Genomic DNA, 21,956 nt, shown 5'->3' with positions numbered 1-21,956 from the left:
TATCAACGGGCTATTTATATCAATGAGCTATAGATCTGCCAGCAAGATCTTTGAACGCCGTTGATAATTGTACAGTTCCTGCTTCTCAACGGGCAAAACGTCCACTTCTGCGGGAGTAAAACCGCGCTCCTGAAACCAGTGAATGCTGCGAGTGGTTAACACAAACAGCTTTTTCAGCCCCATCTGGCGTGCCTGATTGGCTACCCGCTTTAACAGCATTTCACCGCGGGACGAACTGCGATAATCGGGATGAACCGCTACGCAGGCCATTTCGCCAATGTGTTCTTCTGGGAATGGATAGAGAGCCGCGCAGGCGATAGTCAAATTATCACGCTCGATGATAGTAAATTTATCAATTTCCATTTCTAACTGCTCACGGGAGCGGCGCACTAAAATACCTTGTTGTTCCAATGGACGAATAAGCTCCAGTATGCCGCCAATATCGTTAATAGTTGCACGTCTTACCTGCTCTGCGCTTTCCATTACGATTTGGGTACCGATACCATCGCGGGAGAACAGTTCTTGCACTAGTGCTCCATCTTCCTGATAACTCAGTAAATGGCTGCGACGAACGCCACTGCGACAGGCTTTTAATGCCCCACGCAGGAAACGTACCGTGCCGGAGTGGTAGTCGCCTTCTTGCTCCAGTTCTTCAATGCGTTTCTGGGCATCGTTGGGGAACAACTCGGAAATAATATTCCCATCTCTATCCGTTACCCCTTGAGATGAGCAGAAACCGATCATTTTTTCCGCTTTTAGCTTAATCGCAAGCTGCGTTGCCACCTCTTCAGAGGTCAGATTAAAGCTCTCTCCGGTGACAGAAACGGCCACCGGCCCCATCAGAACGATAGCCCCGCTATCCAGTTGACGATGAATCGCTTCTTCATCAATACGGCGAATACGGCCGCTGTGGCAATAATCAACACCATCATCCACGCCGAGCGGCTGCGCGATAATAAAGTTACCGCTGACGACGTTGATATGAGCACCTTGCAGTGGCGTGTTGTTCAGGCTCATGGATAAACGAGCGGTGATATCTAACTGAAGTAATCCTGCTGCCTGCTTAACCAACTCCAGAGTTCGGGAATCAGTTACCCGAGTATGCTTATGATAAATAGGTTCATAGTTATGCTGAGCGAGATTGCTGTCGATTTGTGGGCGGGCACCATAAACCACCACAAGACGAATCCCTAGACTGTGCAATAGCCCTATGTCATTGACAATATTGGCGAAGTTTTCATGTTCGATCGCTTCCCCGCCGAGCATGACGACAAACGTCTTGCCCCGGTGCGCATTAATATAGGGAACTGAGTGGCGAAACCCTTGGACCAGTTCAGTACTACGTTCCTTCACGGCAGACCCTCTTTGAATTTTTATTCGGTATTTTTGTATTTTTATTCTTTTGTGGCCGTGAAGGCAAGCAAGAAATTGCTATTAAATGCATGTGTATGGCTATGAGAGAGTAATAAATTGAATAACATAAAAATGTTTTCTGATGACAGAGGAGGAGTGATTCGCTAAAGTTTTGCCATCATTATCTTTTTTGGTTGTTTTTTCATCGTTTATTGGTAGTTACTTTGGAGTTCCATGGCAAATTCAGATCATAATCCCGCGCGTCGCCGTTTACTGCAAGGCGTAGCTGCAACCTGGTTACTCAGTGTTAGTCAGGTTGGATTTGCCTCCGCATCTCAGGTAGTTGCCGTTAGGGTATGGCCTTCCTCAACCTATACCCGTGTGACGTTGGAATCGAATACGCCACTTAAATATCGCCAATTTGCTTTAACGAATCCCGACAGAATTGTGGTGGATATCGAAGGCGTTCATCTCAATAGCGTACTGAAAGAGATTGGTGAGCAAATCCAATCTGGCGATCCTTACTTAAAGCAGGCTCGCGTTGGACAGTTTGATAAAAATACCGTGCGTCTAGTATTGGAACTCAAGCAAAGTATTAGCCCGCAGCTGTTTACCCTGAAGCCTGTTTCCAAATTCCGTAACCGTCTGGTTGTCGATCTTTATCCCGCTAAGGGAGGCGTTTCCGAGGAAGACGATCCTTTGTTGGCGCTACTTGAGGATTACAACAAAGGTAACGTGGAGCGAACCTTGCCGGCCGAATCGGCTCGGGCGGGTAAGGCAGGACGTGATCGCCCGATTGTTATTATGCTGGATCCTGGGCACGGTGGCGAAGACCCTGGCGCAATAGGGAAAAACAAAACTCGCGAAAAAGACATTGTGCTGCAAATTGCCCGCCGCCTTCGCGCGCTGATTCAGCGTGAGCCAAATATGCGGGTATTTATGACGCGAAATGAAGATGTGTTTATCCCGCTGAAAGTCAGGGTGGCAAAAGCCCGTAAGCAGCGCGCCGATCTGTTTATTTCGATTCATGCAGATGCGTTTACCAATAGAGCCGCTCGAGGTTCGTCGGTATTTGCGTTATCCACCAAAGGTGCAACCAGTACGGCGGCGAAATTCCTGGCGCAAACCCAGAACGAGGCTGACCTGATCGGCGGCGTCAGTAAAAGCGGCGACCGCTATCTGGATCACACCATGATTGACCTGCTACAGACCGCGACGATTAACGACAGCCTAAAATTTGGTAAAGAAGTGTTACATCGATTGGGTAAAATTAATAAACTGCATAAAAATCGAGTTGATCAAGCTGGATTTGCCGTATTAAAAGCGCCGGATATCCCTTCGATTCTGGTAGAAACCGCCTTTATCAGTAACGTAGAAGAAGAACGTAAATTACGTACCAGTCATTTCCAACAACAAATTGCTGAATCTGTATTTGCCGGAATCAAAGCTTACTTTGCTAACGGTGGGGCAGTTGCTCGGGTGTAATGGCGCTGGGAATGGTATTAAGGCGCTTTGGAATTTATCGGTCCAAGGATTGGCTGATTGGGAATGGAGTAAGGAAATACATTAGGGAAGTCAGACGGGATAGGGTAGTTTCCGGAGGCCAGAAACAAAAAAACACCCTTGAGGGTGTCTTGAGTTAGAAAACTGTGATTAAGAATTGGTTGCGGGGGCCGGATTTGAACCGACGACCTTCGGGTTATGAGCCCGACGAGCTACCAGGCTGCTCCACCCCGCGTCCGTCTTAATGCTTATTTTCTACTGACTATCAAGTTGTTGGTTGCGGGGGCCGGATTTGAACCGACGACCTTCGGGTTATGAGCCCGACGAGCTACCAGGCTGCTCCACCCCGCGTCCGTCTAACAACTTATTTTACTATTATTTCAAGACTATCGGACGACATTTGATACTGCTGGTAATCAGTATCGGTTGGTTGCGGGGGCCGGATTTGAACCGACGACCTTCGGGTTATGAGCCCGACGAGCTACCAGGCTGCTCCACCCCGCGTCCGATTCAGCGCACTATACTCTGGATCACATTTCTTGCAAGTGCTTTTGGCATTTAAACTGCATAAAGACAATCAATTGACTAATTTGTGAACTATGTGGTTTGTTTTTCTACGTAATGGGCAATATGAGTCAGTATATGATTTTTTGTGGCTACTGATTCCTTTATCCATAGGCGTTTGTTATCGTTCAGCCGGAAGATAAAATGTGTGTATAAGAAGGCGTGTAATGAAAGGACGTTGGGGCAAATACCTACTGAGCGGATTAATGATTGCAGTATTGGCTGGTTGTCAGTCACGGCCCACCGATCGTGGTCAACAATATAAGGATGGTCGATTGAGCCATTCTCTGGAACTGGTGAATGAACCCAGCGCCACGGGTAAGCCGGTCAACGCAAAAGATTATTCAGATCAGGTGAAAGTGATTAATCAGGCTTCACCTAATCTTTACAACCGCCACAGTAATACTTTTGAAGCAGTCCAAAACTGGATGTTAGCGGGTGCGGATACCAGCAAACTCAGCCTGTTTGGTTTGAACGCTTATCAAATGGAAGGGGTGGATAATTTTGGAAACGTCCAGTTTACCGGCTATTACACTCCGGTTTTACAAGCTCGCTATACGCCGCAAGGAGAATTCCGTCATCCTCTGTACCGTATGCCATCTAAAAAAGGCAAAGGCCGTCTGCCGGATCGCGCCGGAATCTACGCGGGCGCATTGGATGATCGCAATTTAGTTATCGCTTACACCAATTCGTTGATGGATAACTTTATGATGGAAGTGCAGGGCAGCGGTTACGTAGATTTTGGTGATGGGCGGCCTCTGACTTTCTTTGGTTACGCAGGCAAAAATGGCCATGCTTACCGCAGCATTGGGAAAGTGCTGATCGACCGCGGTGAAGTCGCTAAGGCCGATATGTCGATGCAGGCTATTCGTAAATGGGCTGAAACGCACAGTGAAGCTGAAGTCAGAGAGTTATTAGAGCAGAACCCGTCCTTTGTGTTCTTTAAACCGGAAATGTACGCCCCGGTAAAAGGTGCGAGCGCGGTTCCATTGATTGCGAAAGCTTCCGTTGCATCGGATCGTTCATTAATTCCTGCGGGAACAACGCTGCTGGCCGAAGTGCCGCTGCTGGACGAACAGGGCAAATTTACCGGGCAATATCAAATGCGCCTGATGGTTGCACTGGACGTCGGTGGAGCAATCAAAGGTCAGCATTTCGATATTTATCAGGGTATTGGTCATGAAGCCGGTCAGGCTGCTGGTTTCTATAACCATTATGGCCGTGTATGGGTGCTGAAAAATGCTCAAAGCGGTGGCCCAATGTTTACCGCTTATAAAGGTGATAAAGCTAACACGCCTTCCAGCTCTTCGCTTTTAGTGAACAACTAGGCGACTCATGGCGTGACTCTGTTTACAGTCACAGCTTATCAAGCGGCCAATTGGCCGCTTTTGCATTCGTAGACTGGTTTTAGGTTATTTCTCTATAAGGTACAAATAAGGTTATGAGCACACTGTATTCTGAAGCTTATCAACAGCGATTTGGTGGCATAGCCCGTCTTTATGGTCAACAGGCGCTGGCGGTATTTTCGCAGGCTCACGTTTGCGTGATTGGTATTGGCGGAGTGGGTTCCTGGGCGGCAGAAGCCTTAGCCCGAACCGGTATCGGTGCCATTACTCTGATTGATATGGATGACGTGTGTGTAACCAATACCAACAGGCAGGTACATGCGCTGAGACAATATGTGGGGCAGTCTAAAACAGAGGTTATGGCCGAGCGTATTCGGGCGATTAACCCTGAATGTCAGGTTACCTGCATTGATGACTTTATTACGCCAGACAACGTGGCTGAGATGCTGGATCGAAACTTTAGCTATGTCATTGATGCAATTGATAGCATTCGTCCCAAAGCGGCATTACTGGCCTATTGCCGTCGCTATAGAATTCCGGTTATAGCAACCGGTGGCGCTGGCGGTCAGATAGATCCAACTCGGATTGAAGTTGTTGATTTAGCCAAGACGATTCAGGATCCGTTGGCAGCTAAACTGCGTGAAAGGCTGAAAAGCGATTATAACGTAGTGAAAAACAGCAAAGGTAAGCTCGGGATTGATTGCGTTTTTTCCACTGAACCGCTGGTTTATCCGCAACCTGATGGTTCCGTCTGTGCCTCCCGCAGCACTGCGGAAGGCCCTAAAAAGATGGATTGCGCCTCAGGATTCGGTTCGGTGACTATGGTCACCGCCACCTTCGGTTTTGTTGCGGTCTCTCATGCCCTGAAAAAAATGCTGGCAAAAGCGGCGCGACAACTTGAGGCGGTCTAAATCGGATTCTGATAGCGAGCAGCAATCGTTTTAACGCCCTGCGCCAGTGCCTGTAAACCGCTGGCGCGGGAACTGCTTAGCTGTTGGCGCAGATCCAGTCGATCAAACAAATCTAACGGATCTTGATTCAAAATCTGTTGGGGCGTTTTCCCTTCCACATTGGTCAGTAATACCGCCAGTAAACCTCGAACGATTCGGCCTTCGCTGTCCCCATAAAAATGCAGTCGGCCATCCGCCAAAAGTTCGTGGCCAAGCCAGACTCGGTTTTCACAGCCGGACAGTTCGAATTCAGTTTGTTTCAGCGATTCATCCATCGGCGGTAACTGCTTAGCCAGCAAAATCAGTTGGCGGTAGCGATCTTCCCACTGTTTCAGAGTACTGAATTTCTCGATAAGGTCGTCGCGGGTAACTTCTTGGCCAAATGGATGTGGGGCGGTCATTTTCTTCTCTTTTCTATTCAGTGAGCCTCAGCTTTTCCTGAGGTTTTCATTAATCCTGCAATAATGTTAGCGCGAAAGTTATCGCTGAGCAGAGGCTTTCTACTTCTTCACGGGTATTGTAGGGCGCGAACGAGGCTCGCAGGCTACCGCTGATACCCAACGCACTCATTAGCGGCTGAGCACAATGCTGACCGGCGCGCAGAGCGATACCTTGCTCTGCCAGCAGTGTTACCAAATCGCTGTGGTGTACTCCGTCAAAGTTAAAAGCCAGCAAGCTGGAGTGAGAGCAACGATAACTGCGAAATCCGTCCAGTTTGCTCAGTTTTTCTTCCGCTAACGTAGCCAGACCACTGCTGTATTCTTCTGCCGCTTCAATATCAATATTTTCAAGCCAGCTAAGTGCGGCGGACAGGCCGATAACCCCGGCGATATTGGGGGTTCCTGCTTCGAAACGGTAAGGAGCATCCTGCGGAGTAAAACCGGCGAAGGAAGCTTGAGTCAGCATTTTACCGCCCCCCTGCCAAGGAGACATTTCTTCCAGCAGTTCTGTTTTGGCATATAACGCGCCAATTCCCGTCGGGCCATAGAGTTTATGAGCAGAAAAAACATAAAAATCAATATCAAAATCCTGAACATCCGCCGGGCTGTGTACCACACCTTGAGCACCATCAACGACCACTATGCAGTTTTTACTGTGTGCCAGATCGATAGCCAAAGCCAAATCAGGCATACCGCCGGTGACATTAGACATTTGCCCCAGCGCTAAAATGCGCGTTTTCCCGGTCAATAACGCGGGTAGCTGCTGAAAATCAGGGAGAAAGTCGCTGCCCAGCGGTAGTTTTACCAAGGTTGCGCCAGTTTGCTCTGCGACCATTAGCCAGGGAATCAGATTGGCATGATGTTCTGCTTCGCTCACCAGAATTTCATCTCCGGGTTGGAGGCGAGGGCGAGCGTAGCTTTGCGCGATCAGATTAATCGCTTCGGTAGTGCCTTTGGTCCAGACAATATTTTCTGCCGTAGGAGCGTTAATAAAATCAGCGACTTGCTGACGAGCTTGTTCAAAACGCAAGGTCAGGGAACGAGCGGCCTGATGCTGGCTGCGATGTACCGTGGCCGCATCTTGCGCATAAAACTGTTGAGTGGCATCAATCACCCCTTGGGGTTTCAGCGCGGTAGCGGCACTATCCAGGTAAATTCCCGAACTATTGATAGCCGGGAATTCTGCGCGAAAAGCTGCGGGGTTAAAAGACTTCATACAGTGCTCAAATCCTCTGAAAAGCTAAGATCATTCTTATTTTTCGGTGTTTAACGGGTAATTAGCCCGCTAATTGCCCAGATTCATGGAAATATGTAATAAGTTTGTTATGCTGAATAGTGTCTGGCGAATAATTAATTTAATAATCTAAATTATTTTTTTCAGTATTTTAATCTGCAAGGAGTGATCCATGAAAAAGACAGCTGCCGTACTTTCCGCTTTAATGCTTACTTTTACTCTCGCAGCCTGCTCAAGCAACTATGTCATGCATACCAATGATGGTCGCACCATCGTCGCCGATGGTAAACCTAAAGTCGATAATGATACCGGTATGATCAGTTACATTGATGCCAACGGCACAGAACAGCAAATTAACCGTTCCGAAGTAAAAGAAATGGCGGAAGGGAAATAATACCGGCGGATTTTAGCCTGACTACCTGATTAAGTTTAAGCTTTTCTGACGTGCAACGCGCAGTGAAGCTTAAACTTAAGATAAAAAAAAGCACCGCTTTATGGGGCGGTGCTGCATAAAATCACTATGGACAGACAGGGTAAATGTACAGGAAGTGAAAAAACAGTAGCTTAGCTACTATGTCTGGCATTCCAGACCATTTGCAAACACAACATCACAACCACAAAGCCAAAAGCAATTCAGTACCTGGATACTAAACTTACTTTTCGTTCCGGCTCGGGAAGTGCCGCCACTATAGGTATTTGCTGGCGCATCATCAACGGACAATTTATAATGGCTCGCATTACAAAAACTAATAAGTAAACAAAGGGTTTCATCCGCGGATGAGCCGTTATAAAAAAGTATCCAATTCATGTCAAAACGATTGCCACCCCTTAATGCTCTCCGCGTGTTTGATGCGGCCGCGCGCCACCTCAGTTTTACTAAGGCGGCGGATGAATTATTTGTCACTCAGGCCGCCGTTAGCCACCAGATTAAATCTCTGGAAGACTTTCTGGGCCTGAAGCTTTTCCGTCGACGTAACCGTTCCTTACTGCTGACGGAAGAAGGGCAAAGTTACTACCTGGATATTAAAGAAATTTTCACTTCGATTAACGAAGCTACGCGCAAATTACAGGCCCGTAGCGCCAAGGGGGCATTAACGGTCAGTTTACCGCCGAGTTTTGCTATTCAATGGTTGGTTCCGCGTTTATCTAGCTTTAACTCAGCTTATCCGGGGATTGACGTCAGAATCCAGGCCGTTGACCGTGAAGAAGATAAATTGGCAGATGATGTAGACGTGGCTATTTTCTACGGTCGCGGCAACTGGACGGGGCTGCGCACCGAAAGATTGTACGCCGAGTTTCTGCTGCCAGTTTGTGCTCCTAGCCTGCTAATGGGCGAACATCCGCTGAAAATGCCGGCAGATCTGGCTAATCATACTTTGTTGCATGATACTTCCCGCCGCGACTGGTTGGCCTATACCCGTCAGTTGGGCGTTCCGCAAATTAATGTGCAGCAGGGGCCGATTTTTAGTCACAGTGCCATGGTGGTTCAGGCCGCGGTTCACGGTCAGGGTATTGCTTTGGTGAATAATGTGATGGCTCAGACCGAAATCGAAGCGGGGCGGTTGGTATGTCCGTTCAATGAGGTTCTGGTAAGTAAAAATGCTTTTTATCTGGTTTGTCATGACAGTCAGGCAGAACTGGGTAAAATAGCTGCCTTTCGTCAGTGGATTCTGGCTCGGGCAGCCAGTGAACAAGAGAAATTACGATTCCGCTACGAAAATTGATCGTGAAAAAACGCAAAATTACCTAATTTCACCACGGTAACTATCTATAAAATAAGGTAAATAACGATGAGTGGTCGTTTGATGCTGATCTTTGCCGCTATCAGCGGTTTTTTCTATGTCGCTTTTGGTGCTTTTGGCGCACACGTATTAAGCGGAAGTCTGGGCGTAAATGAAATGGCCTGGATCCGTACCGGTTTGGAATATCAGGGATTTCATACTCTGGCTATTCTCGCTTTGGCCGTTGCTATGCAGCGCCAGATCAGTATTTGGTTTTACTGGAGCGGCGCTTTATTGGCCCTCGGCACCGTGTTATTTAGTGGCAGTCTCTACTGCCTGGCTCTATCGCACCTGAAACTTTGGGTATATGTCACGCCGATTGGCGGCGTATGCTTTCTGGCGGGATGGATTTTGATGTTGATTGGCGCGCTGCGTCTACGGAAAAGGGCAGAACGCCATGAATAAAATTGCTTTATATTGCCGTCAAGGCTTTGAAAAAGAGTGTGCGGCGGAAATTACCGCCAAGGCCGCAGAACACGAAGTCTTTGGTTTTGCTCGGGTAAAAGATAATAGCGGTTATGTCTTATTCGAGTGTTACCAGCATGAAGATGCGGATCGCCTGATTCGCGAGCTGCCGTTTAAAGAGCTGATTTTTGCTCGGCAAATGATGGTTGTTGGCGAACTGCTAAAGGATCTGCCGCCGGAAGACCGAGTGTCTCCGATCGTAGGGATGTTGGTCGGCGTGGTGGAAAAAGCCGGTGAACTGCGAGTTGAAGTGCCGGACACCAATGAGAGTAAAGAATTGCTTAAATTCTGCCGCAAACTGACGGTGCCGCTGCGTGCCGCGATGCGTGAACAGAAGATTTTGCAGACTCGTGAAAATCCGCATCGTCCGGTGGTTCACGTATTCTTTATCGCTTCTGGTTGCTGTTATGTCGGTTATTCCTACAGTAACAACAACTCTCCTCTGTATATGGGGATTCCGCGCCTGAAATTCCCTTCGGATGCACCAAGCCGTTCGACGCTGAAGCTGGAAGAGGCTTTCCACGAATTTATTCCTGCGGATGAGTGGGAAGAACGCTTGGCAAGCGGCATGCACGCGGTGGATCTCGGCGCTTGTCCGGGTGGCTGGACTTATCAGCTGGTTCAACGCAGCATGATGGTGCAGGCGGTGGATAACGGCACTATGGCCCAGAGTCTGATGGATACCGGGCAGGTGACTCATCACCGTGCGGACGGATTCAAATATGAGCCAACGCGCAGCAATATCTATTGGCTGGTTTGCGATATGGTTGAAAAGCCAGCGCGAGTAACGCAGCTGATTACCGACTGGCTGGTCAATGGCTGGTGTCGTGAGGCAATTTTCAATCTTAAATTGCCAATGAAAAAGCGCTACGAAGAAGTGTTGCAAAACCTGGCGATGATGGATGAACAGTTGAAAGAAAACGGTATTAATGCGCATATTCAGGCTAAACAGCTTTATCACGATCGTGAGGAAGTGACCGTGCATGTTCGTCGTATCTGGGCTGGCGTTCCAGGTCGTAGAGATGAACGTATTTAGTTGTTGGTTAAAGCTAAATCTATGATTTCACTCACAGCCAAACGTGAGTGATTGGGCGCTCGGGATTCAAAATTAAACGTTCAAACCCCGATCTTTAAAACCTTCGGGTCAACGGCAGAGATTCAATAGCTAAGATGTAAAATCAGGGGGGCGATTGGCTAATGCCGATCGTTTAATGAGCGGTTGACCGATCCGTTGGTTGATGTAAAAGGGTTCATGTCTCTGCATGAACCCTTTTTAATGGAACTTTCACAAGCCCTCGGCATTATCAATCTCACTTTTCCTGAGCATGCCCGTAATCTTACCAGCTCGGATAAAAAGGCAGTTGGTCACCTTAAGTGACCAGCATTAGGCCGATTGCTCCCTTAACTATGGCCTAAGCGTAGCTGTTGCAGGTTACCGTTCAGCGGTAAATCTGTTTTAAGCGTGGCTACCTGTTTGCAGATAAAGGCCATGTCCTGATGCTGTTGCAGCTTTTTTCGCCACTTTTCCGGAACCTGTTCTAGGTTTTGATATAACTCTTCCAGGCTGTTGACCTGTTGCAATAACACCGCTGCCGTTTTAGCGCCTATCCCTGCTACGCCGGGGATTTTGCTGCTGCTGATACCGGCTAGCCCCCAATAATCAGGTAATTGATGTGGGGCAACGCCAAACTCTTGTTTGACGAATGGTAAGTCCAGCCAGCGTTTCTGAAAGTAATCCCGAATCTGTACGTTTGGCACCAATAACTGGCAGTAACCTTTATCGGTAGAAACTATGGTGACCTGATGTCCGGCTCCGGCAATTTTAGCTGCTAGCGTGGCGGCTAAATCATCGGCCTCATTGCCGGGAGAGTGCCAGCAGGGGACGCCCAGTTCGGCAAAAGCTTGTCTAAGCTGCGGCATTTCCTGCTGTAAATTATCCGGCATTGGCGATCGCCCTGCTTTGTAATCCGGCAAACAATGGTGGCGCCAGCTATCGGAACGGTCATCCTCATCAAAAACGGCAACCGCATGGGTAGGCTGGCTGTGTGAAATAAGTTGCTGTAATGCATGGGTACAGGCATTTACACAAGGGGAACCTTGCACTGCATGGATGCGGCGAATGAGATTGAGAGCGTCAACGATAAGAAGGTGTATATCCATAACCTGAAGGCAAGAGTCCTGATAGTCGAAATTGTGTGGGTGAAAATAAAATCGGTATTATTGATAATTCTGATAATTCTGATAATTCTGATAATTCTGATAATTCTGATAATTCTGATAATTCTGATAATTCTGATAATTCTGATAATTCTGATAATTCTGATAATTCTGATAATTCTGATACTTCTGATACTTCTGATACTTCTGATACTTCTGATACTTCTGATACTTCTGATACTTCTGATACTTCTGATACTTCTGATACTTCTGATACGTCATGCTATCGCATCGACTTTATTACTCCCCGTACTCTCCCGATACTTAGAATGACTAAGTATCGGGGATTATCCTCACTGCCGCTTAAACCTTATTGAGCACGCGTAGCCGCTCGCGTTTAAGGGCAGATTTCATAACATGGCGTATATGCGCTGCCCGGTAATTTCATTCGATGCTGAGCAATAAAGCCCTGTAGCAAATGATCCATCTGCTTCATCATTTGTGGGTCGCCGTGTAATTTATAAGGCCCATAAGCCTCAATGGCGTGAATGCCGACTTCTTTTACATTACCAGCCACAATGCCTGAAAATGCCCGACGTAGTGCTGCAGCCAGCTTTTCTGCCGGTTGATCAGGGTATAAATTCAGTGCAGCCATGTTCTCGTGGGTTGGTTCAAATGGCAATTGCAAGTCTGGTTCAATGCGCATAGACCAGTTGAAGCTATAGGCATCGCCGGTATTTCGGCGATTTTCTTTCACCAGTGGCATGGCTTTTTTCATTTGGCGAGCCACTTCGTCCGGATCGTCGATAATAATCTGATAGTAAGTCCGCGCCTTCTCTCCTAATGTATTCACGATGAAATCGTCCAATACCCGGAAATAATCTTCACTCTCTTTTGGCCCGGTCAGAATCAAAGGTAAAACTTGATTGCTGTTTTCAGGATTCATCAAAATCCCAAGCAAATAGAGCAACTCTTCTGCGGTACCAACGCCACCGGGGAAGATGATAATGCCGTGAGCTATGCGTACAAAGGCTTCCAGACGTTTTTCGATGTCTGGCATGATTACCAGTTCGTTAACCAGAGGATTTGGCGGTTCAGCGGCAATAATTGAAGGCTCGGTCATACCGATGAAACGACCTTGTCTATAGCGCTGCTGCGCATGGCCTACCGCCGCGCCCTTCATCGGCGCTTCCATCGCACCTGGCCCGCAGCCAGTACAAATATTTAGTTCACGCAGACCCAGTTGGCTACCGACCTTGCGGGCATACAGATATTCAATTTCATTGATAGAATGCCCGCCCCAACACACCACCATATTAGGATCTTCATCAATATGCAGTGCGCGGGCGTTACGCAGGATAGAAAATACCAGATTGGTCAAATGGCTGGAGTTTTCCATATTCAGGTGCTGGAAACGTCCGGCACTGACGATCTGACCATTCACGAACAGAATATCTCGCAGAACCGCAAACAGGTTAGCTTGTAGTGAACGGATGATTCGTCCATCAACAAAGGCATGTTCTGGCGGATTGACAAGCTCCAGCTTGACGCCTCGCTCGCGACGTAACACATTGATATCAAAGTTTTCGTAGCGAGATAGCAGCTCTTTGCTGTTATCGGTCTGGCTACCTGAATTCAATACCGCCAGAGAGCAATTACGGAACAGGCGGTAAAGGTCGCTGCTGGCAGTGCGTTTTAGCATGTCAACTTCGAGCTGAGACAACAGATCCATTGAGCCAAGCGGGCTAATATGTGTAATCAAAATGACTCCTTTACGCCCCGCAGAGGGGCCGTCGTAACTGCATTGCACCAGAGAGCGGCTATTCTCTTTATGATCTCGCTTTTTTGCGTACCAGAGCTCCGCTCTCGATGTCTCCATTGAAATATCACATAAATTGTTCTTCAGGTGACGGCAGTCTTTATCGTTCATTATTGCCGTAACACACTTCAATTCACCTTAACGTTGTCCCTTGTTTTTTGCCAATACTAACGAGATTTTTACTGCCAATGTTGCGTAATGGCACGCATTATTGACGCGCTAAACGCCCGTTCGACGGAGTGAAGTCGGTATTGCTGCGCCAAGGGTTGATATCCAGGCCGCCGCGGCGGGTATAGCGGGCATAGACCGACAGCGTTTCAGGCTGGCAGAAGCGCATTAAGTCGTTGAAAATACGCTCCACACATTGCTCATGAAATTCATTGTGATGACGGAAGGAAACCAGATAGCGCAACAATGCTTCACGATTGATTTGTGGGCCACGGTAGCGGATTTGAACCGAACCCCAATCTGGCTGATGAGTGATCAGGCAGTTGGATTTCAATAGGTGGCTGACCAACGTTTCTTCAACGATCTGTTGACCCGTGGCATCTTTCAGATAATCGGTGCTGAATTCGTAATTATCGATGCGAATATCTTGTTCATCCAGACATTCTCCATGGAAATCAGCAATAGGTTGCCCGGCTATATCACTCAGTTTATAGAGTGTGACACTGACTTCGCCCTGCGCGCAGATAGATAGGTCTTGTTGTAAAGTATGGCGAACGCTTTCCCAATCGCTAAACGGAGTCTGGTTAAAGCTGTTCAAATACAGCTTAAAACTCTTGGATTCGATAAGATTAACACTATCGGCATTCAGGCTGATTTCGCCGACGGCAACCTGCGGCAAGCCGTTGGCATTGAGCCAGGACAACTCATACATAGTCCAAATGTCCGCGCCGTGGAAGGGAAGGTTATCAGGATATAATCCCAGCGGCTCGCGATTCATACTGCGGGGAACTGCCTGTAGCAAGGCCGCATCATAGTGGTCACGGTAAGCGGTAGGCTTACCTAAAGTGAGTTCGGCCAGAGCCTGATGATCTTGATATGAAGACATGCTGTTCCCTAGGTGAGAGATCGGTACAATAGCCGACAGTTTACCATTTATGCCGCGCTAGGCATTGTCGCTGAAGGCGAAGTTTCGTTTCCCAGTTTAGCGCAGGCTTATCGGATGTTGAGAGAAAATATGGACCAGAATGTTTCAACCGCTCTACAGAGCTTTACGCAGCGCTACGTTGAACTATGGCAGCAGCAAACCGCCCATGCGCCAGCCAGCCACGAGTTGTACGGGGTGGCTTCGCCTTGTATCACGGAAACGCACGAGGATCAGATTTATTGGCTTCCGCAGCCATTCTTGCCGGCAGCAACGTTAGAAAACGTGGCTCGCGCGTTAGAAATCCAGTTACATGACGATATTCATACCTTTTACACGCAGCAGTATGCGGGAGATATGACCGCGGAGTTGGGCGATCATCGTTTTACTCTGTTGCAGGTATGGAGTGAGGATGATTTTACTCGATTACAGGAAAACCTTATCGGTCATTTGGTTACGCAAAAACGGCTCAAACTGTCCCCGACGCTGTTTCTGGCAACGACAGAATCTGAAATGACAATGGCATCGCTGTGCAACGTTACTGGCAATGTCGTTTTGGAGCACTTTGGCAGTAATCAACGTACGCTTTTAGCCTCCAACCTGAGCCATTTCCTCGATGCATTGCGCCCAGTAATGCCAATCTAAACCTTAATTTAATTAAGGTTATCTGATTTCCGTGTGAGAGATCTCTCACACGGCCTGTAAGACATAGCTTCTATTTTTTGAAGATGATTTTCTTGCGTGAGAATTATTCTCAATAAAATCACTCCGTTATAAACATTCAATTTTTTGTCTATTAAAACGTATAGATAAGAGGCTTTACAGTATCTTGTCTCTGTTCGCCAATTAAGCGATCCTTTATTCACCAGATAGGATCTGGTTGGAAAGGAACAGCATCGGGATGATGCAGCTTCAGGATGAAGGAAATCAGGGACTGCTCAGGACGAGTGAAGGGATGTTTTAGGACGAAACAAGGGACACCTCCAGGATGGAGATAGGGAGCCGATAAAGGATTATTGGTGGGTTAGGATGACCTAAGGATCGCACCAGGATGGTGTAGGACATCGCGAAGGATTGCTGGTTAGGATAACCGCAGGAAAAGTTTTCAAGGATTGAGCAGGGAGCATCAATTTAGCTGGATTGCTATAAAACGAACAGAGGGGTACTGGTCAAACAGTACCCCTTTTTTTATGCTTTTTTTCACTGCGGCTTAGGCTCGCTTCCTTTAATTAGTTTACTGATAGCGGATTTAGTTAGCCGATAGTTGGGTCTCCTGCGCTTCGATGGTATGCTTGCGCGCTTTTGTTTTCATCCGGATTATCTGGAGTGAACCTTCCTTTCTGGCCTGTGTTGGCCCATTTTTGGTCGAGAATTAAAACATGAGTCTAAACAATCAGGTACGCCAGATTTTACAGGATATCGATCTGGCATTACGCACCATTAATCTTTGGCAGTCATCTCCGCCTGAGGCTGAGGCCTTTGAAAGCGTTGAGCCTTTTTGCGTCGATACCATGGCCGCTGAGCAATGGCTTCAGTGGGTATTGCTACCGCGAATGAATGCGCTGCTAGAAAAAAATGCTCCCTTACCGACCCGCTTTGCCGTAACGCCTTATTTTGAGGTGGCGTTGAAAGATCATCAGACGGATTGCAGTCTTCTTCTGGCGCAGTTGCAGCGTCTCGATGACCTGTTAAACATAGAAAGCGAATAATGCTCGAAATACTTTATCAAGATGAACATATTGTTGCGGTTAATAAGCCTGCCGGTTGGCTGGTACACCGCAGCTGGCTTGACCGTAATGAAACCGTTTTTGTGATGCAAACGGTGCGTGACCAAATTGGACAGCATGTGTATACCCTACACCGTTTGGATCGTCCGACTTCCGGCGTATTGTTGATGGCGCTGTCTAGCGAAGTGGCACGCGCATTGTCACAACAGTTCGAACAACATGAAGTTAAGAAGGTTTATCATGCGGTTGTACGCGGTTATGTGTTAGAAGACGACACTCTCGACTACGCTTTGACCGAAGAGTTGGACAAAATTGCCGATAAGTTTGCCAGCCGGGATAAAGCGCCAAAACCAGCGATTACGCATTACCGTGCGTTAGCGAGAGCCGAGATGCCGGTTGCTATTGGTCGCTACGAAACCGCTCGCTACAGCTTGATGGAACTGACTCCGGAAACCGGGCGTAAACATCAGTTACGACGTCATATGGCGCATATTCGTCACCCGATTCTGGGGGACAGCACGCATGGCGATTTACGTCAGAATCGCGGAATGTCGCAACATTTTGATTGCTCACGTTTAATGTTACATGCCAGCCATTTATCGCTGAATCATCCGGTCACCGGTGAATCCTTGGCGCTATCTGCGCGCTGGGACAGTGCCTGGCAGGGCGTGATGTCACAATTTGGCTGGGAAGGCCTTCTCCCTGAGCTTGAAAGGGTTGAGTTTCTTGGCGACGAAGGTCAGGATAGTGAGTAACTTATTGGTAATTTAAAGAAGGTTTTTTATGGCTCAGGTGGGTATTTTTGTCGGTACGGTTTATGGCAATGCGCTTTTAGTTGCGGAAGAAGCTGAAAACATACTGAATGAGCAAGGCCACGAAGTTAAGCTATTTGACGAAGGTACGCTGGAAGCCTGGCAATATTATCGCCAGCATTATGCGTTAGTGATCACGTCCACCACTGGGCAAGGTGATTTTCCTGACAATATCGCGCCGTTGTTTCAGGCTGTGCGCGATCAGGTTGGTTACCAGCCTGAGCTGCGCTACGGCGTTATTGCATTAGGCGATAGCAGCTACGATAACTACTGTGGCGCAGGTCGTGCTTTTGACGCTTTATTGCAGGAGCAGGGCGCGACGCGTATCGGCGAGATCTTGGAAATTGATGCGATTGAGCAGCCGGAGCCTGAGGCGGTTTCCTGCCCGTGGGTAGAGCAATGGGGCCAGTTGCTGAAATAAACCGGGTTGGAATCCAGCCGTAGCCGTGCTCACACGCTCAGCGTAAATAAATTGATGTAAATAAAAGTGGCGAACAGATATCGCCACTTTTTACTGTTTGTTTTGTGATTGTCTATCTTGTTCCTAACGGATTATGGGCAGGTATTAGCGGCCGCTTTTCGTTAGTTTTTCCAGATCGGATTCAATTTCAGAGATTTTGTGAGCAACCACGTTTTCCAAATGACGCAGGTCATCCAGAATTTTGCGTTTCAAGTCCACTTCAACTTGATCGCGTTTGCAAAGTTGGTCCAACTCATCAATCACATAACGCAGATTCGGGTTAATTTCGTGAATCTCTTTGTAACCTTGTCCGGCGTTGTCCGCAACTACGGTTTTACGCTGACGCGGATATTTGAATTTGACGCTTTTAGCAAAAAACTCGCCTTTATCTTTGCGGAAATAAATTTTCAGAATGTCGTTATTGGCCTCCTGACGCAGGCTGTAGCGATCGACATCTTCCGGTTGAGTGATTCCTAAGCTTTTCAGGTTGTCATACATAGCGCCACCTTATTGGTTTTATATTCCACAGTTTCTATTATGGCGGTTATTGTTGCCATAATATGTGATTGCAGGCGATAACTGCTTACAAGACAAAAAAATAGCGGGCTGATTGGCCCGCTAGTTGAATGTTAGTCGATGGTACGTAATAACTCGTTAATGCCGACTTTACCCAAGGTTTTTGCGTCGACTTTCTTCACAATAACCGCACAGTACAGGCTGTAGCTACCGTCTTTGGACGGCAGATTACCTGAAACCACAACCGAACCAGCCGGTACGCGACCGTAATGAATTTCGCCGGTTTCGCGATCGTAAATACGAGTGCTTTGACCGATGAATACGCCCATGGAAATCACGGAGCCTTCTTCGACGATAACCCCTTCAACGACTTCTGAACGTGCGCCTACGAAGCAGTTATCTTCGATGATGGTTGGGTTAGCCTGCAATGGCTCCAATACGCCGCCGATGCCAACGCCGCCGGATAAGTGCACGTTTTTACCGATCTGTGCGCAAGAACCTACTGTCGCCCAGGTATCAACCATGGTGCCTTCGTCAACGAAAGCGCCGATATTGACGTAGGAAGGCATCAGCACGGTGTTACGGGCAATGTAAGCGCCTTTGCGCACGGTAGCCGGAGGTACGACGCGGAAGCCTTCGCGCTGGAAGCGCGCTTCGTCGTAATCAGCAAATTTCATTGGGACTTTATCGTAATAACGAGTTTCTGCACCTTCCATCACTTGGTTATCATTGATGCGGAAGGAGAGCAGAACGGCTTTTTTCAGCCATTGATGTGTTACCCACTGGCCTTCAATCTTTTCCGCTACGCGCAATGCGCCGGTATCTAACAGATTGATAACGTGGTTAATGGCTTCGCGCGTTACGGTGTCTACGTTAGCCGGAGTGATCTCTGCACGGCGTTCGAAGGCGTTTTCAATAACGGTCTGTAGTTGCTGCATCCGGTTCTCTTTCCTGAAGTTGAAAGGTTGTAAGAAAAAATAATCGTTAAAAAGTTATTTGTATCACAGTTTATCGTTCGGATTGAGGGTGTCTGTCAACCGTTGTGCTAATTCCTTTCGCGTTTCGGCATTCAATGCCCGACGATCCTTATCTGCTAATACGAATAAATCCTCAACTCTTTCGCCAATAGTGGTGATGCGAGCGCTGTGAAGTGATAATCCCAAATCAGCAAATATTTCCCCAACTCTGGCCAATAATCCCGGCTGATCCAAGGCGATCAGTTCGAGATAACTACGGCGATCTGTATGAGTTGGCAGGAAGTTAGCCTCGGTAGGCACGCTGAAATGACGCAGTTTGGGCGATAAACGTCTGACCCGCGGATGCTGATAGTTCGGCTGTGTCATTGCCTGTTCCAGCGCATGACGAATTACCGGATGCCGATCCTGCGCCAACGGGCTGCCGTCCGGTTCTAGCACGATAAAGGTATCCATCGCCATACCGTCACGATTGGTGAAAATCTGAGCGTCGTGAACGCTCAGATTACGCCGATCTAATTCACCCACCACGGCAGCGAATAGGGAAGGGCGATCCGGGCTCCAGATAAAGATTTCTGTGCCGCCCCGCGTAGCCTGGCGACTGACTAGCACCAAAGGTTTGGTGGAATCATGCTCAAGTAAGTGACGGGCATGCCAGGCTAATTGATTTGGTGAATGGCGTAGGAAATAATCGGCGCGGCAGCGACTCCAGATTCTGTGAAGCGCTTCTTCGTCAATATTATCCATTCGCAGTAATGCCAGCGCCTGGAGGCGGTGATGGCGCACGCGCTCTCGCAGATCCGGACTGTTTTCCATGCCTCGTCGCAGCTGCTTTTCAGTGGCGAAATATAGCTCGCGCAATAAACTCTGCTTCCAGCTATTCCACAGGTTTTCATTGGTGGCACAAATATCAGCCACCGTCAGGCTAATCAGGTAGCGTAAGCGCGTTTCACTTTGTACTTCGGCAGAAAATTGCTGAATAACCGTTGGGTCCTGAATATCACGACGCTGAGCCGTCACTGACATCAATAAATGGCAACGAACTAGCCAGGCAACAAGCTGAGCTTCCCGCGAGTTCAATCCGTGTAATTCGGCAAATTCCAGCACATCCTGCGCGCCGAGAATTGAGTGGTCGCCGCCGCGCCCTTTGGCTATATCGTGGAACAGCGCGGCGAGCAACAGTAATTCCGGCTGCGGCAGGCGCGGATATAGCTCTACGCATAATGGATGACGCGGACGAGTTGATTCGTCGGCGAAGCTTTCCAGTTTTTGTAATACCCGAATAGTGTGTTCATCGACGGTGTAGGCATGGAACAGGTCAAACTGCATCTGGCCGACAATACTGCCCCACTGTGGCATATAGGCCCACAGCACGCTGTGGCGGTGCATTGGCAGTAAGGCGCGGGAAACGGCTCCCGGATGGCGCAGAATAGCCATAAACAGTTTACGAGCCTCTGGAATGGTACACAGCGGCTGTTTTAGGTGGCGGCGAGCGTGGCGCAGTTGGCGCACGGTGGTGGAATAGATTCCCATGATATCCTGATTGCGAACCATCAGGTAAAACATTCTCATGATGGTTTCGGGCTGGCGGATAAACAGTTGCTCATCCCGTAGATCAATCAGATTGCCGCGTAGCTGGAAATCATCATCCAAAGGCCGTGGTTTTTCATTAGTATCCAGTGCCAGTATGGCTTCATCGAATAGCTGTAGCAGCATGTTGTTCAGTTCGCTGACACGACGCGTCATACGATAAAAATCTTTCATCATGCGCTCCACCGGTTCGTTGCCTTCTCCCTGATAACGAAGCAGTTGTGCCACGCTAAGCTGGCGGTCGAACAGCAGCCGGTTATCGTAGCGATTTAAGACCAGATGAAGGGCAAAACGGATGCGCCACAGGAAGCTTTGGCATTCGATAAGCTCGTTGCTTTCCGCTTTGGTCAGGAAACCGAACTCGACCATTTCACTCAGCGTGGTGGCACCAAAGTGGCGGCGGGCAACCCACAGCAAGGTGTGAATGTCTCGTAGGCCGCCGGGGCTGCTTTTGATATCCGGCTCCAGATTATAGCTGGTGCCGTGGTAGCGTTTGTGCCGCTCTTGTTGCTCGGCAATTTTGGCATCGAAAAATTCGGGTGAGGGCCAGAAGCTGTCGCTGAAAATGTGTTTCTGCATTTGCAAAAACAGTGCGACATCACCGCAAATCATGCGGGATTCGATCAAATTGGTGGCGACGGTTAAATCAGCCAAGCCTTCCAGCAGACACTCTTCAAGGCTGCGTACGCTGTGACCGACTTCCAGTTTTAAATCCCATAGCAGGGTAATAAGCTGCCCGACGCGCTGCGCCTGCTCATCGCTTAAACGCTGCTCGCTTAATACCAATACATCAATATCGGACAGGGGATGCAGTTCGCCGCGCCCATAGCCACCAACGGCGACCAGTGCGGTCTGCGGAATATGCTCAAAGCCATAAAATGACCACAGTCGCTGTAATAGAGCATCAATATAATTGCTACGGGCTGCCACCAGTTTTTCCGCGCTCACCCCTGCATTGAAGGCGTCGGCCAGCCAGTTCTGGAAGGTTTCCAGACGTTGTTTCAACGGTTGGCAGTGGAGTTCGCTATCAGAATAAGTGCTGGGAAATGCAGGCTGCTCAGGGAGAGCCCTCACTGATGCCGATGGGAGAGGGTTTTCAGTGTTGTGGTCAGACATAGGGGTTCCTGATATAAAACGCAGCCCATAAAAAAGCCGGCGATTGCCGGCTTGTCGTC

21 protein-coding genes and 3 tRNA genes are annotated in these 21,956 nt (G+C 48.4%); 12 read left to right on the top strand and 12 right to left on the bottom strand.

Features of this window, described 5'->3' with window-relative positions:
- Positions 1-27 precede the first annotated feature (27 nt).
- Positions 28-1,353 (bottom strand): amino-acid N-acetyltransferase, encoded by a 1,326-nt coding sequence (argA, locus tag PL78_RS08800; protein WP_064514821.1) that lies wholly within the window; start codon positions 1,351-1,353, stop codon positions 28-30.
- A 234-nt stretch (positions 1,354-1,587) separates the two neighbouring features.
- Between argA and amiC the strand changes: the two genes are divergently transcribed.
- Positions 1,588-2,838, top strand: a complete 1,251-nt coding sequence (gene amiC, locus PL78_RS08795) for an N-acetylmuramoyl-L-alanine amidase AmiC (RefSeq protein ID WP_064514820.1) — start codon at positions 1,588-1,590, stop codon at positions 2,836-2,838.
- Positions 2,839-3,014: 176 nt separating this feature from the next.
- Here the strand turns inward: amiC and PL78_RS08790 are convergent.
- The 3 genes from PL78_RS08790 to PL78_RS08780 form a co-directional block, all read right to left on the bottom strand.
- Positions 3,015-3,091: transfer RNA gene (locus tag PL78_RS08790), tRNA-Met, on the bottom strand.
- A gap of 39 nt (positions 3,092-3,130) precedes the next feature.
- Positions 3,131-3,207 (bottom strand) — tRNA-Met (locus tag PL78_RS08785).
- Positions 3,208-3,283: 76 nt separating this feature from the next.
- Positions 3,284-3,360: transfer RNA gene (locus tag PL78_RS08780), tRNA-Met, on the bottom strand.
- Positions 3,361-3,587: 227 nt separating this feature from the next.
- On the opposite strand from PL78_RS08780, the gene mltA reads away from it, so the two are divergent.
- Together mltA and tcdA are read left to right on the top strand one after the other, a co-directional pair.
- Entirely contained in the window at positions 3,588-4,748 is a 1,161-nt protein-coding gene (gene mltA / locus PL78_RS08775; protein WP_049599868.1) for a murein transglycosylase A, read from the top strand.
- A 113-nt stretch (positions 4,749-4,861) separates the two neighbouring features.
- Positions 4,862-5,677 (top strand): tRNA cyclic N6-threonylcarbamoyladenosine(37) synthase TcdA, encoded by an 816-nt coding sequence (gene tcdA, locus PL78_RS08770; RefSeq protein ID WP_064514818.1) that lies wholly within the window; start codon positions 4,862-4,864, stop codon positions 5,675-5,677.
- Here tcdA and csdE read toward each other — a convergent pair.
- Entirely contained in the window at positions 5,674-6,117 is a 444-nt protein-coding gene (gene csdE / locus PL78_RS08765; RefSeq protein WP_064514816.1) for a cysteine desulfurase sulfur acceptor subunit CsdE, read from the bottom strand. The genes tcdA and csdE overlap by 4 nt on opposite strands.
- 49 nt (positions 6,118-6,166) lie before the next feature.
- Positions 6,167-7,372 (bottom strand): cysteine desulfurase CsdA, encoded by a 1,206-nt coding sequence (gene csdA / locus PL78_RS08760; protein WP_064514814.1) that lies wholly within the window; start codon positions 7,370-7,372, stop codon positions 6,167-6,169.
- Between the two features lie 190 nt (positions 7,373-7,562).
- Here csdA and PL78_RS08755 point away from each other — a divergent pair, with 190 nt between their 5' ends.
- From PL78_RS08755 to rlmM, 4 genes are all read left to right on the top strand, one after another.
- Positions 7,563-7,784, top strand: coding sequence for a YgdI/YgdR family lipoprotein (locus PL78_RS08755; protein WP_064514812.1), 222 nt, complete (start codon positions 7,563-7,565; stop codon positions 7,782-7,784).
- Between the two features lie 412 nt (positions 7,785-8,196).
- Positions 8,197-9,114 carry a transcriptional regulator GcvA gene (locus tag PL78_RS08750; protein ID WP_064514810.1) on the top strand — a complete coding sequence of 306 codons (918 nt, stop codon included), beginning with the start codon at positions 8,197-8,199 and terminating at the stop codon, positions 9,112-9,114.
- A gap of 66 nt (positions 9,115-9,180) precedes the next feature.
- Positions 9,181-9,576 carry a DUF423 domain-containing protein gene (locus tag PL78_RS08745; RefSeq protein ID WP_128821888.1) on the top strand — a complete coding sequence of 132 codons (396 nt, stop codon included), beginning with the start codon at positions 9,181-9,183 and terminating at the stop codon, positions 9,574-9,576.
- Positions 9,569-10,672, top strand: coding sequence for a 23S rRNA (cytidine(2498)-2'-O)-methyltransferase RlmM (rlmM, locus tag PL78_RS08740; protein ID WP_064514808.1), 1,104 nt, complete (start codon positions 9,569-9,571; stop codon positions 10,670-10,672). Before PL78_RS08745 ends, rlmM begins: the two co-directional genes overlap by 8 nt.
- A gap of 365 nt (positions 10,673-11,037) precedes the next feature.
- On the opposite strand, the gene xni is transcribed toward rlmM, so the two are convergent.
- Complete coding sequence (gene xni, locus PL78_RS08735; protein ID WP_064514806.1) at positions 11,038-11,796, bottom strand: flap endonuclease Xni; 759 nt, start codon at positions 11,794-11,796, stop codon at positions 11,038-11,040.
- A gap of 35 nt (positions 11,797-11,831) precedes the next feature.
- Between xni and PL78_RS20640 the strand changes: the two genes are divergently transcribed.
- Positions 11,832-12,170: a hypothetical protein gene (locus PL78_RS20640; protein WP_179207956.1), complete on the top strand. Its 339-nt coding sequence runs from the start codon at positions 11,832-11,834 to the stop codon at positions 12,168-12,170.
- 20 nt (positions 12,171-12,190) lie between these two features.
- Here the strand turns inward: PL78_RS20640 and ppnN are convergent, their stop codons facing one another.
- Positions 12,191-13,555, bottom strand: a complete 1,365-nt coding sequence (gene ppnN, locus PL78_RS08725; RefSeq protein WP_064518338.1) for a nucleotide 5'-monophosphate nucleosidase PpnN — start codon at positions 13,553-13,555, stop codon at positions 12,191-12,193.
- Between the two features lie 265 nt (positions 13,556-13,820).
- Positions 13,821-14,666, bottom strand: a complete 846-nt coding sequence (gene queF / locus PL78_RS08720; RefSeq protein ID WP_064514801.1) for an NADPH-dependent 7-cyano-7-deazaguanine reductase QueF — start codon at positions 14,664-14,666, stop codon at positions 13,821-13,823.
- A 129-nt stretch (positions 14,667-14,795) separates the two neighbouring features.
- Here queF and syd point away from each other — a divergent pair, with 129 nt between their 5' ends.
- The 4 genes from syd (at position 14,796) to PL78_RS08700 (ending at position 17,662) form a co-directional block, all read left to right on the top strand.
- A complete protein-coding gene (gene syd / locus PL78_RS08715) occupies positions 14,796-15,347 on the top strand; it encodes a SecY-interacting protein (protein ID WP_064518336.1) in 552 nt (183 codons plus the stop codon).
- Between the two features lie 734 nt (positions 15,348-16,081).
- Entirely contained in the window at positions 16,082-16,411 is a 330-nt protein-coding gene (locus PL78_RS08710) for a YqcC family protein (protein ID WP_064514799.1), read from the top strand.
- Positions 16,411-17,184 carry a tRNA pseudouridine(65) synthase TruC gene (truC, locus tag PL78_RS08705; protein WP_064514797.1) on the top strand — a complete coding sequence of 258 codons (774 nt, stop codon included), beginning with the start codon at positions 16,411-16,413 and terminating at the stop codon, positions 17,182-17,184. The genes PL78_RS08710 and truC overlap by 1 nt, the downstream gene beginning before the upstream one ends.
- Before the next feature lie 28 nt (positions 17,185-17,212).
- The gene (locus tag PL78_RS08700) at positions 17,213-17,662 is read left to right on the top strand and encodes a flavodoxin (RefSeq protein ID WP_064514795.1); all 450 of its coding nucleotides are present in this window, start codon (positions 17,213-17,215) and stop codon (positions 17,660-17,662) included.
- Between the two features lie 144 nt (positions 17,663-17,806).
- Here PL78_RS08700 and PL78_RS08695 read toward each other — a convergent pair whose 3' ends face one another.
- The 3 genes from PL78_RS08695 to glnD all read right to left on the bottom strand — a co-directional run bounded on the left by PL78_RS08695 (position 17,807) and on the right by glnD (position 21,897).
- Positions 17,807-18,199 (bottom strand): DUF3461 family protein, encoded by a 393-nt coding sequence (locus PL78_RS08695; protein ID WP_049599904.1) that lies wholly within the window; start codon positions 18,197-18,199, stop codon positions 17,807-17,809.
- 131 nt (positions 18,200-18,330) lie between these two features.
- Complete coding sequence (gene dapD / locus PL78_RS08690) at positions 18,331-19,155, bottom strand: 2,3,4,5-tetrahydropyridine-2,6-dicarboxylate N-succinyltransferase (RefSeq protein ID WP_049599907.1); 825 nt, start codon at positions 19,153-19,155, stop codon at positions 18,331-18,333.
- Positions 19,156-19,218: 63 nt separating this feature from the next.
- Positions 19,219-21,897, bottom strand: coding sequence for a bifunctional uridylyltransferase/uridylyl-removing protein GlnD (gene glnD / locus PL78_RS08685; RefSeq protein ID WP_064514793.1), 2,679 nt, complete (start codon positions 21,895-21,897; stop codon positions 19,219-19,221).
- Positions 21,898-21,956: the final 59 nt, after the last annotated feature.

The organism is Yersinia entomophaga (assembly GCF_001656035.1).
GTDB lineage: Bacteria > Pseudomonadota > Gammaproteobacteria > Enterobacterales > Enterobacteriaceae > Yersinia > Yersinia entomophaga.
The sequence above is the reverse complement of the archived record's forward strand: the minus strand, read 5'-3'. Positions and strand labels throughout refer to the sequence as shown.

Bases quoted from the DNA above. Each gene is read 5' to 3' on its own strand.
- amiC (WP_064514820.1), top strand. From the start codon at position 1,588: ATGGCAAATTCAGATCATAATCCCGCGCGTCGCCGTTTACTGCAAGGC.
- mltA (WP_049599868.1), top strand. From the start codon at position 3,588: ATGAAAGGACGTTGGGGCAAATACCTACTGAGCGGATTAATGATTGCA.
- tcdA (WP_064514818.1), top strand. From the start codon at position 4,862: ATGAGCACACTGTATTCTGAAGCTTATCAACAGCGATTTGGTGGCATA.
- csdE (WP_064514816.1), bottom strand. From the start codon at position 6,117: ATGACCGCCCCACATCCATTTGGCCAAGAAGTTACCCGCGACGACCTT.
- csdA (WP_064514814.1), bottom strand. From the start codon at position 7,372: ATGAAGTCTTTTAACCCCGCAGCTTTTCGCGCAGAATTCCCGGCTATC.
- PL78_RS08755 (WP_064514812.1), top strand. From the start codon at position 7,563: ATGAAAAAGACAGCTGCCGTACTTTCCGCTTTAATGCTTACTTTTACT.
- PL78_RS08750 (WP_064514810.1), top strand. From the start codon at position 8,197: ATGTCAAAACGATTGCCACCCCTTAATGCTCTCCGCGTGTTTGATGCG.
- PL78_RS08745 (WP_128821888.1), top strand. From the start codon at position 9,181: ATGAGTGGTCGTTTGATGCTGATCTTTGCCGCTATCAGCGGTTTTTTC.
- rlmM (WP_064514808.1), top strand. From the start codon at position 9,569: ATGAATAAAATTGCTTTATATTGCCGTCAAGGCTTTGAAAAAGAGTGT.
- xni (WP_064514806.1), bottom strand. From the start codon at position 11,796: ATGGATATACACCTTCTTATCGTTGACGCTCTCAATCTCATTCGCCGC.
- queF (WP_064514801.1), bottom strand. From the start codon at position 14,666: ATGTCTTCATATCAAGATCATCAGGCTCTGGCCGAACTCACTTTAGGT.
- syd (WP_064518336.1), top strand. From the start codon at position 14,796: ATGGACCAGAATGTTTCAACCGCTCTACAGAGCTTTACGCAGCGCTAC.
- PL78_RS08710 (WP_064514799.1), top strand. From the start codon at position 16,082: ATGAGTCTAAACAATCAGGTACGCCAGATTTTACAGGATATCGATCTG.
- truC (WP_064514797.1), top strand. From the start codon at position 16,411: ATGCTCGAAATACTTTATCAAGATGAACATATTGTTGCGGTTAATAAG.
- PL78_RS08700 (WP_064514795.1), top strand. From the start codon at position 17,213: ATGGCTCAGGTGGGTATTTTTGTCGGTACGGTTTATGGCAATGCGCTT.
- PL78_RS08695 (WP_049599904.1), bottom strand. From the start codon at position 18,199: ATGTATGACAACCTGAAAAGCTTAGGAATCACTCAACCGGAAGATGTC.
- dapD (WP_049599907.1), bottom strand. From the start codon at position 19,155: ATGCAGCAACTACAGACCGTTATTGAAAACGCCTTCGAACGCCGTGCA.
- glnD (WP_064514793.1), bottom strand. From the start codon at position 21,897: ATGTCTGACCACAACACTGAAAACCCTCTCCCATCGGCATCAGTGAGG.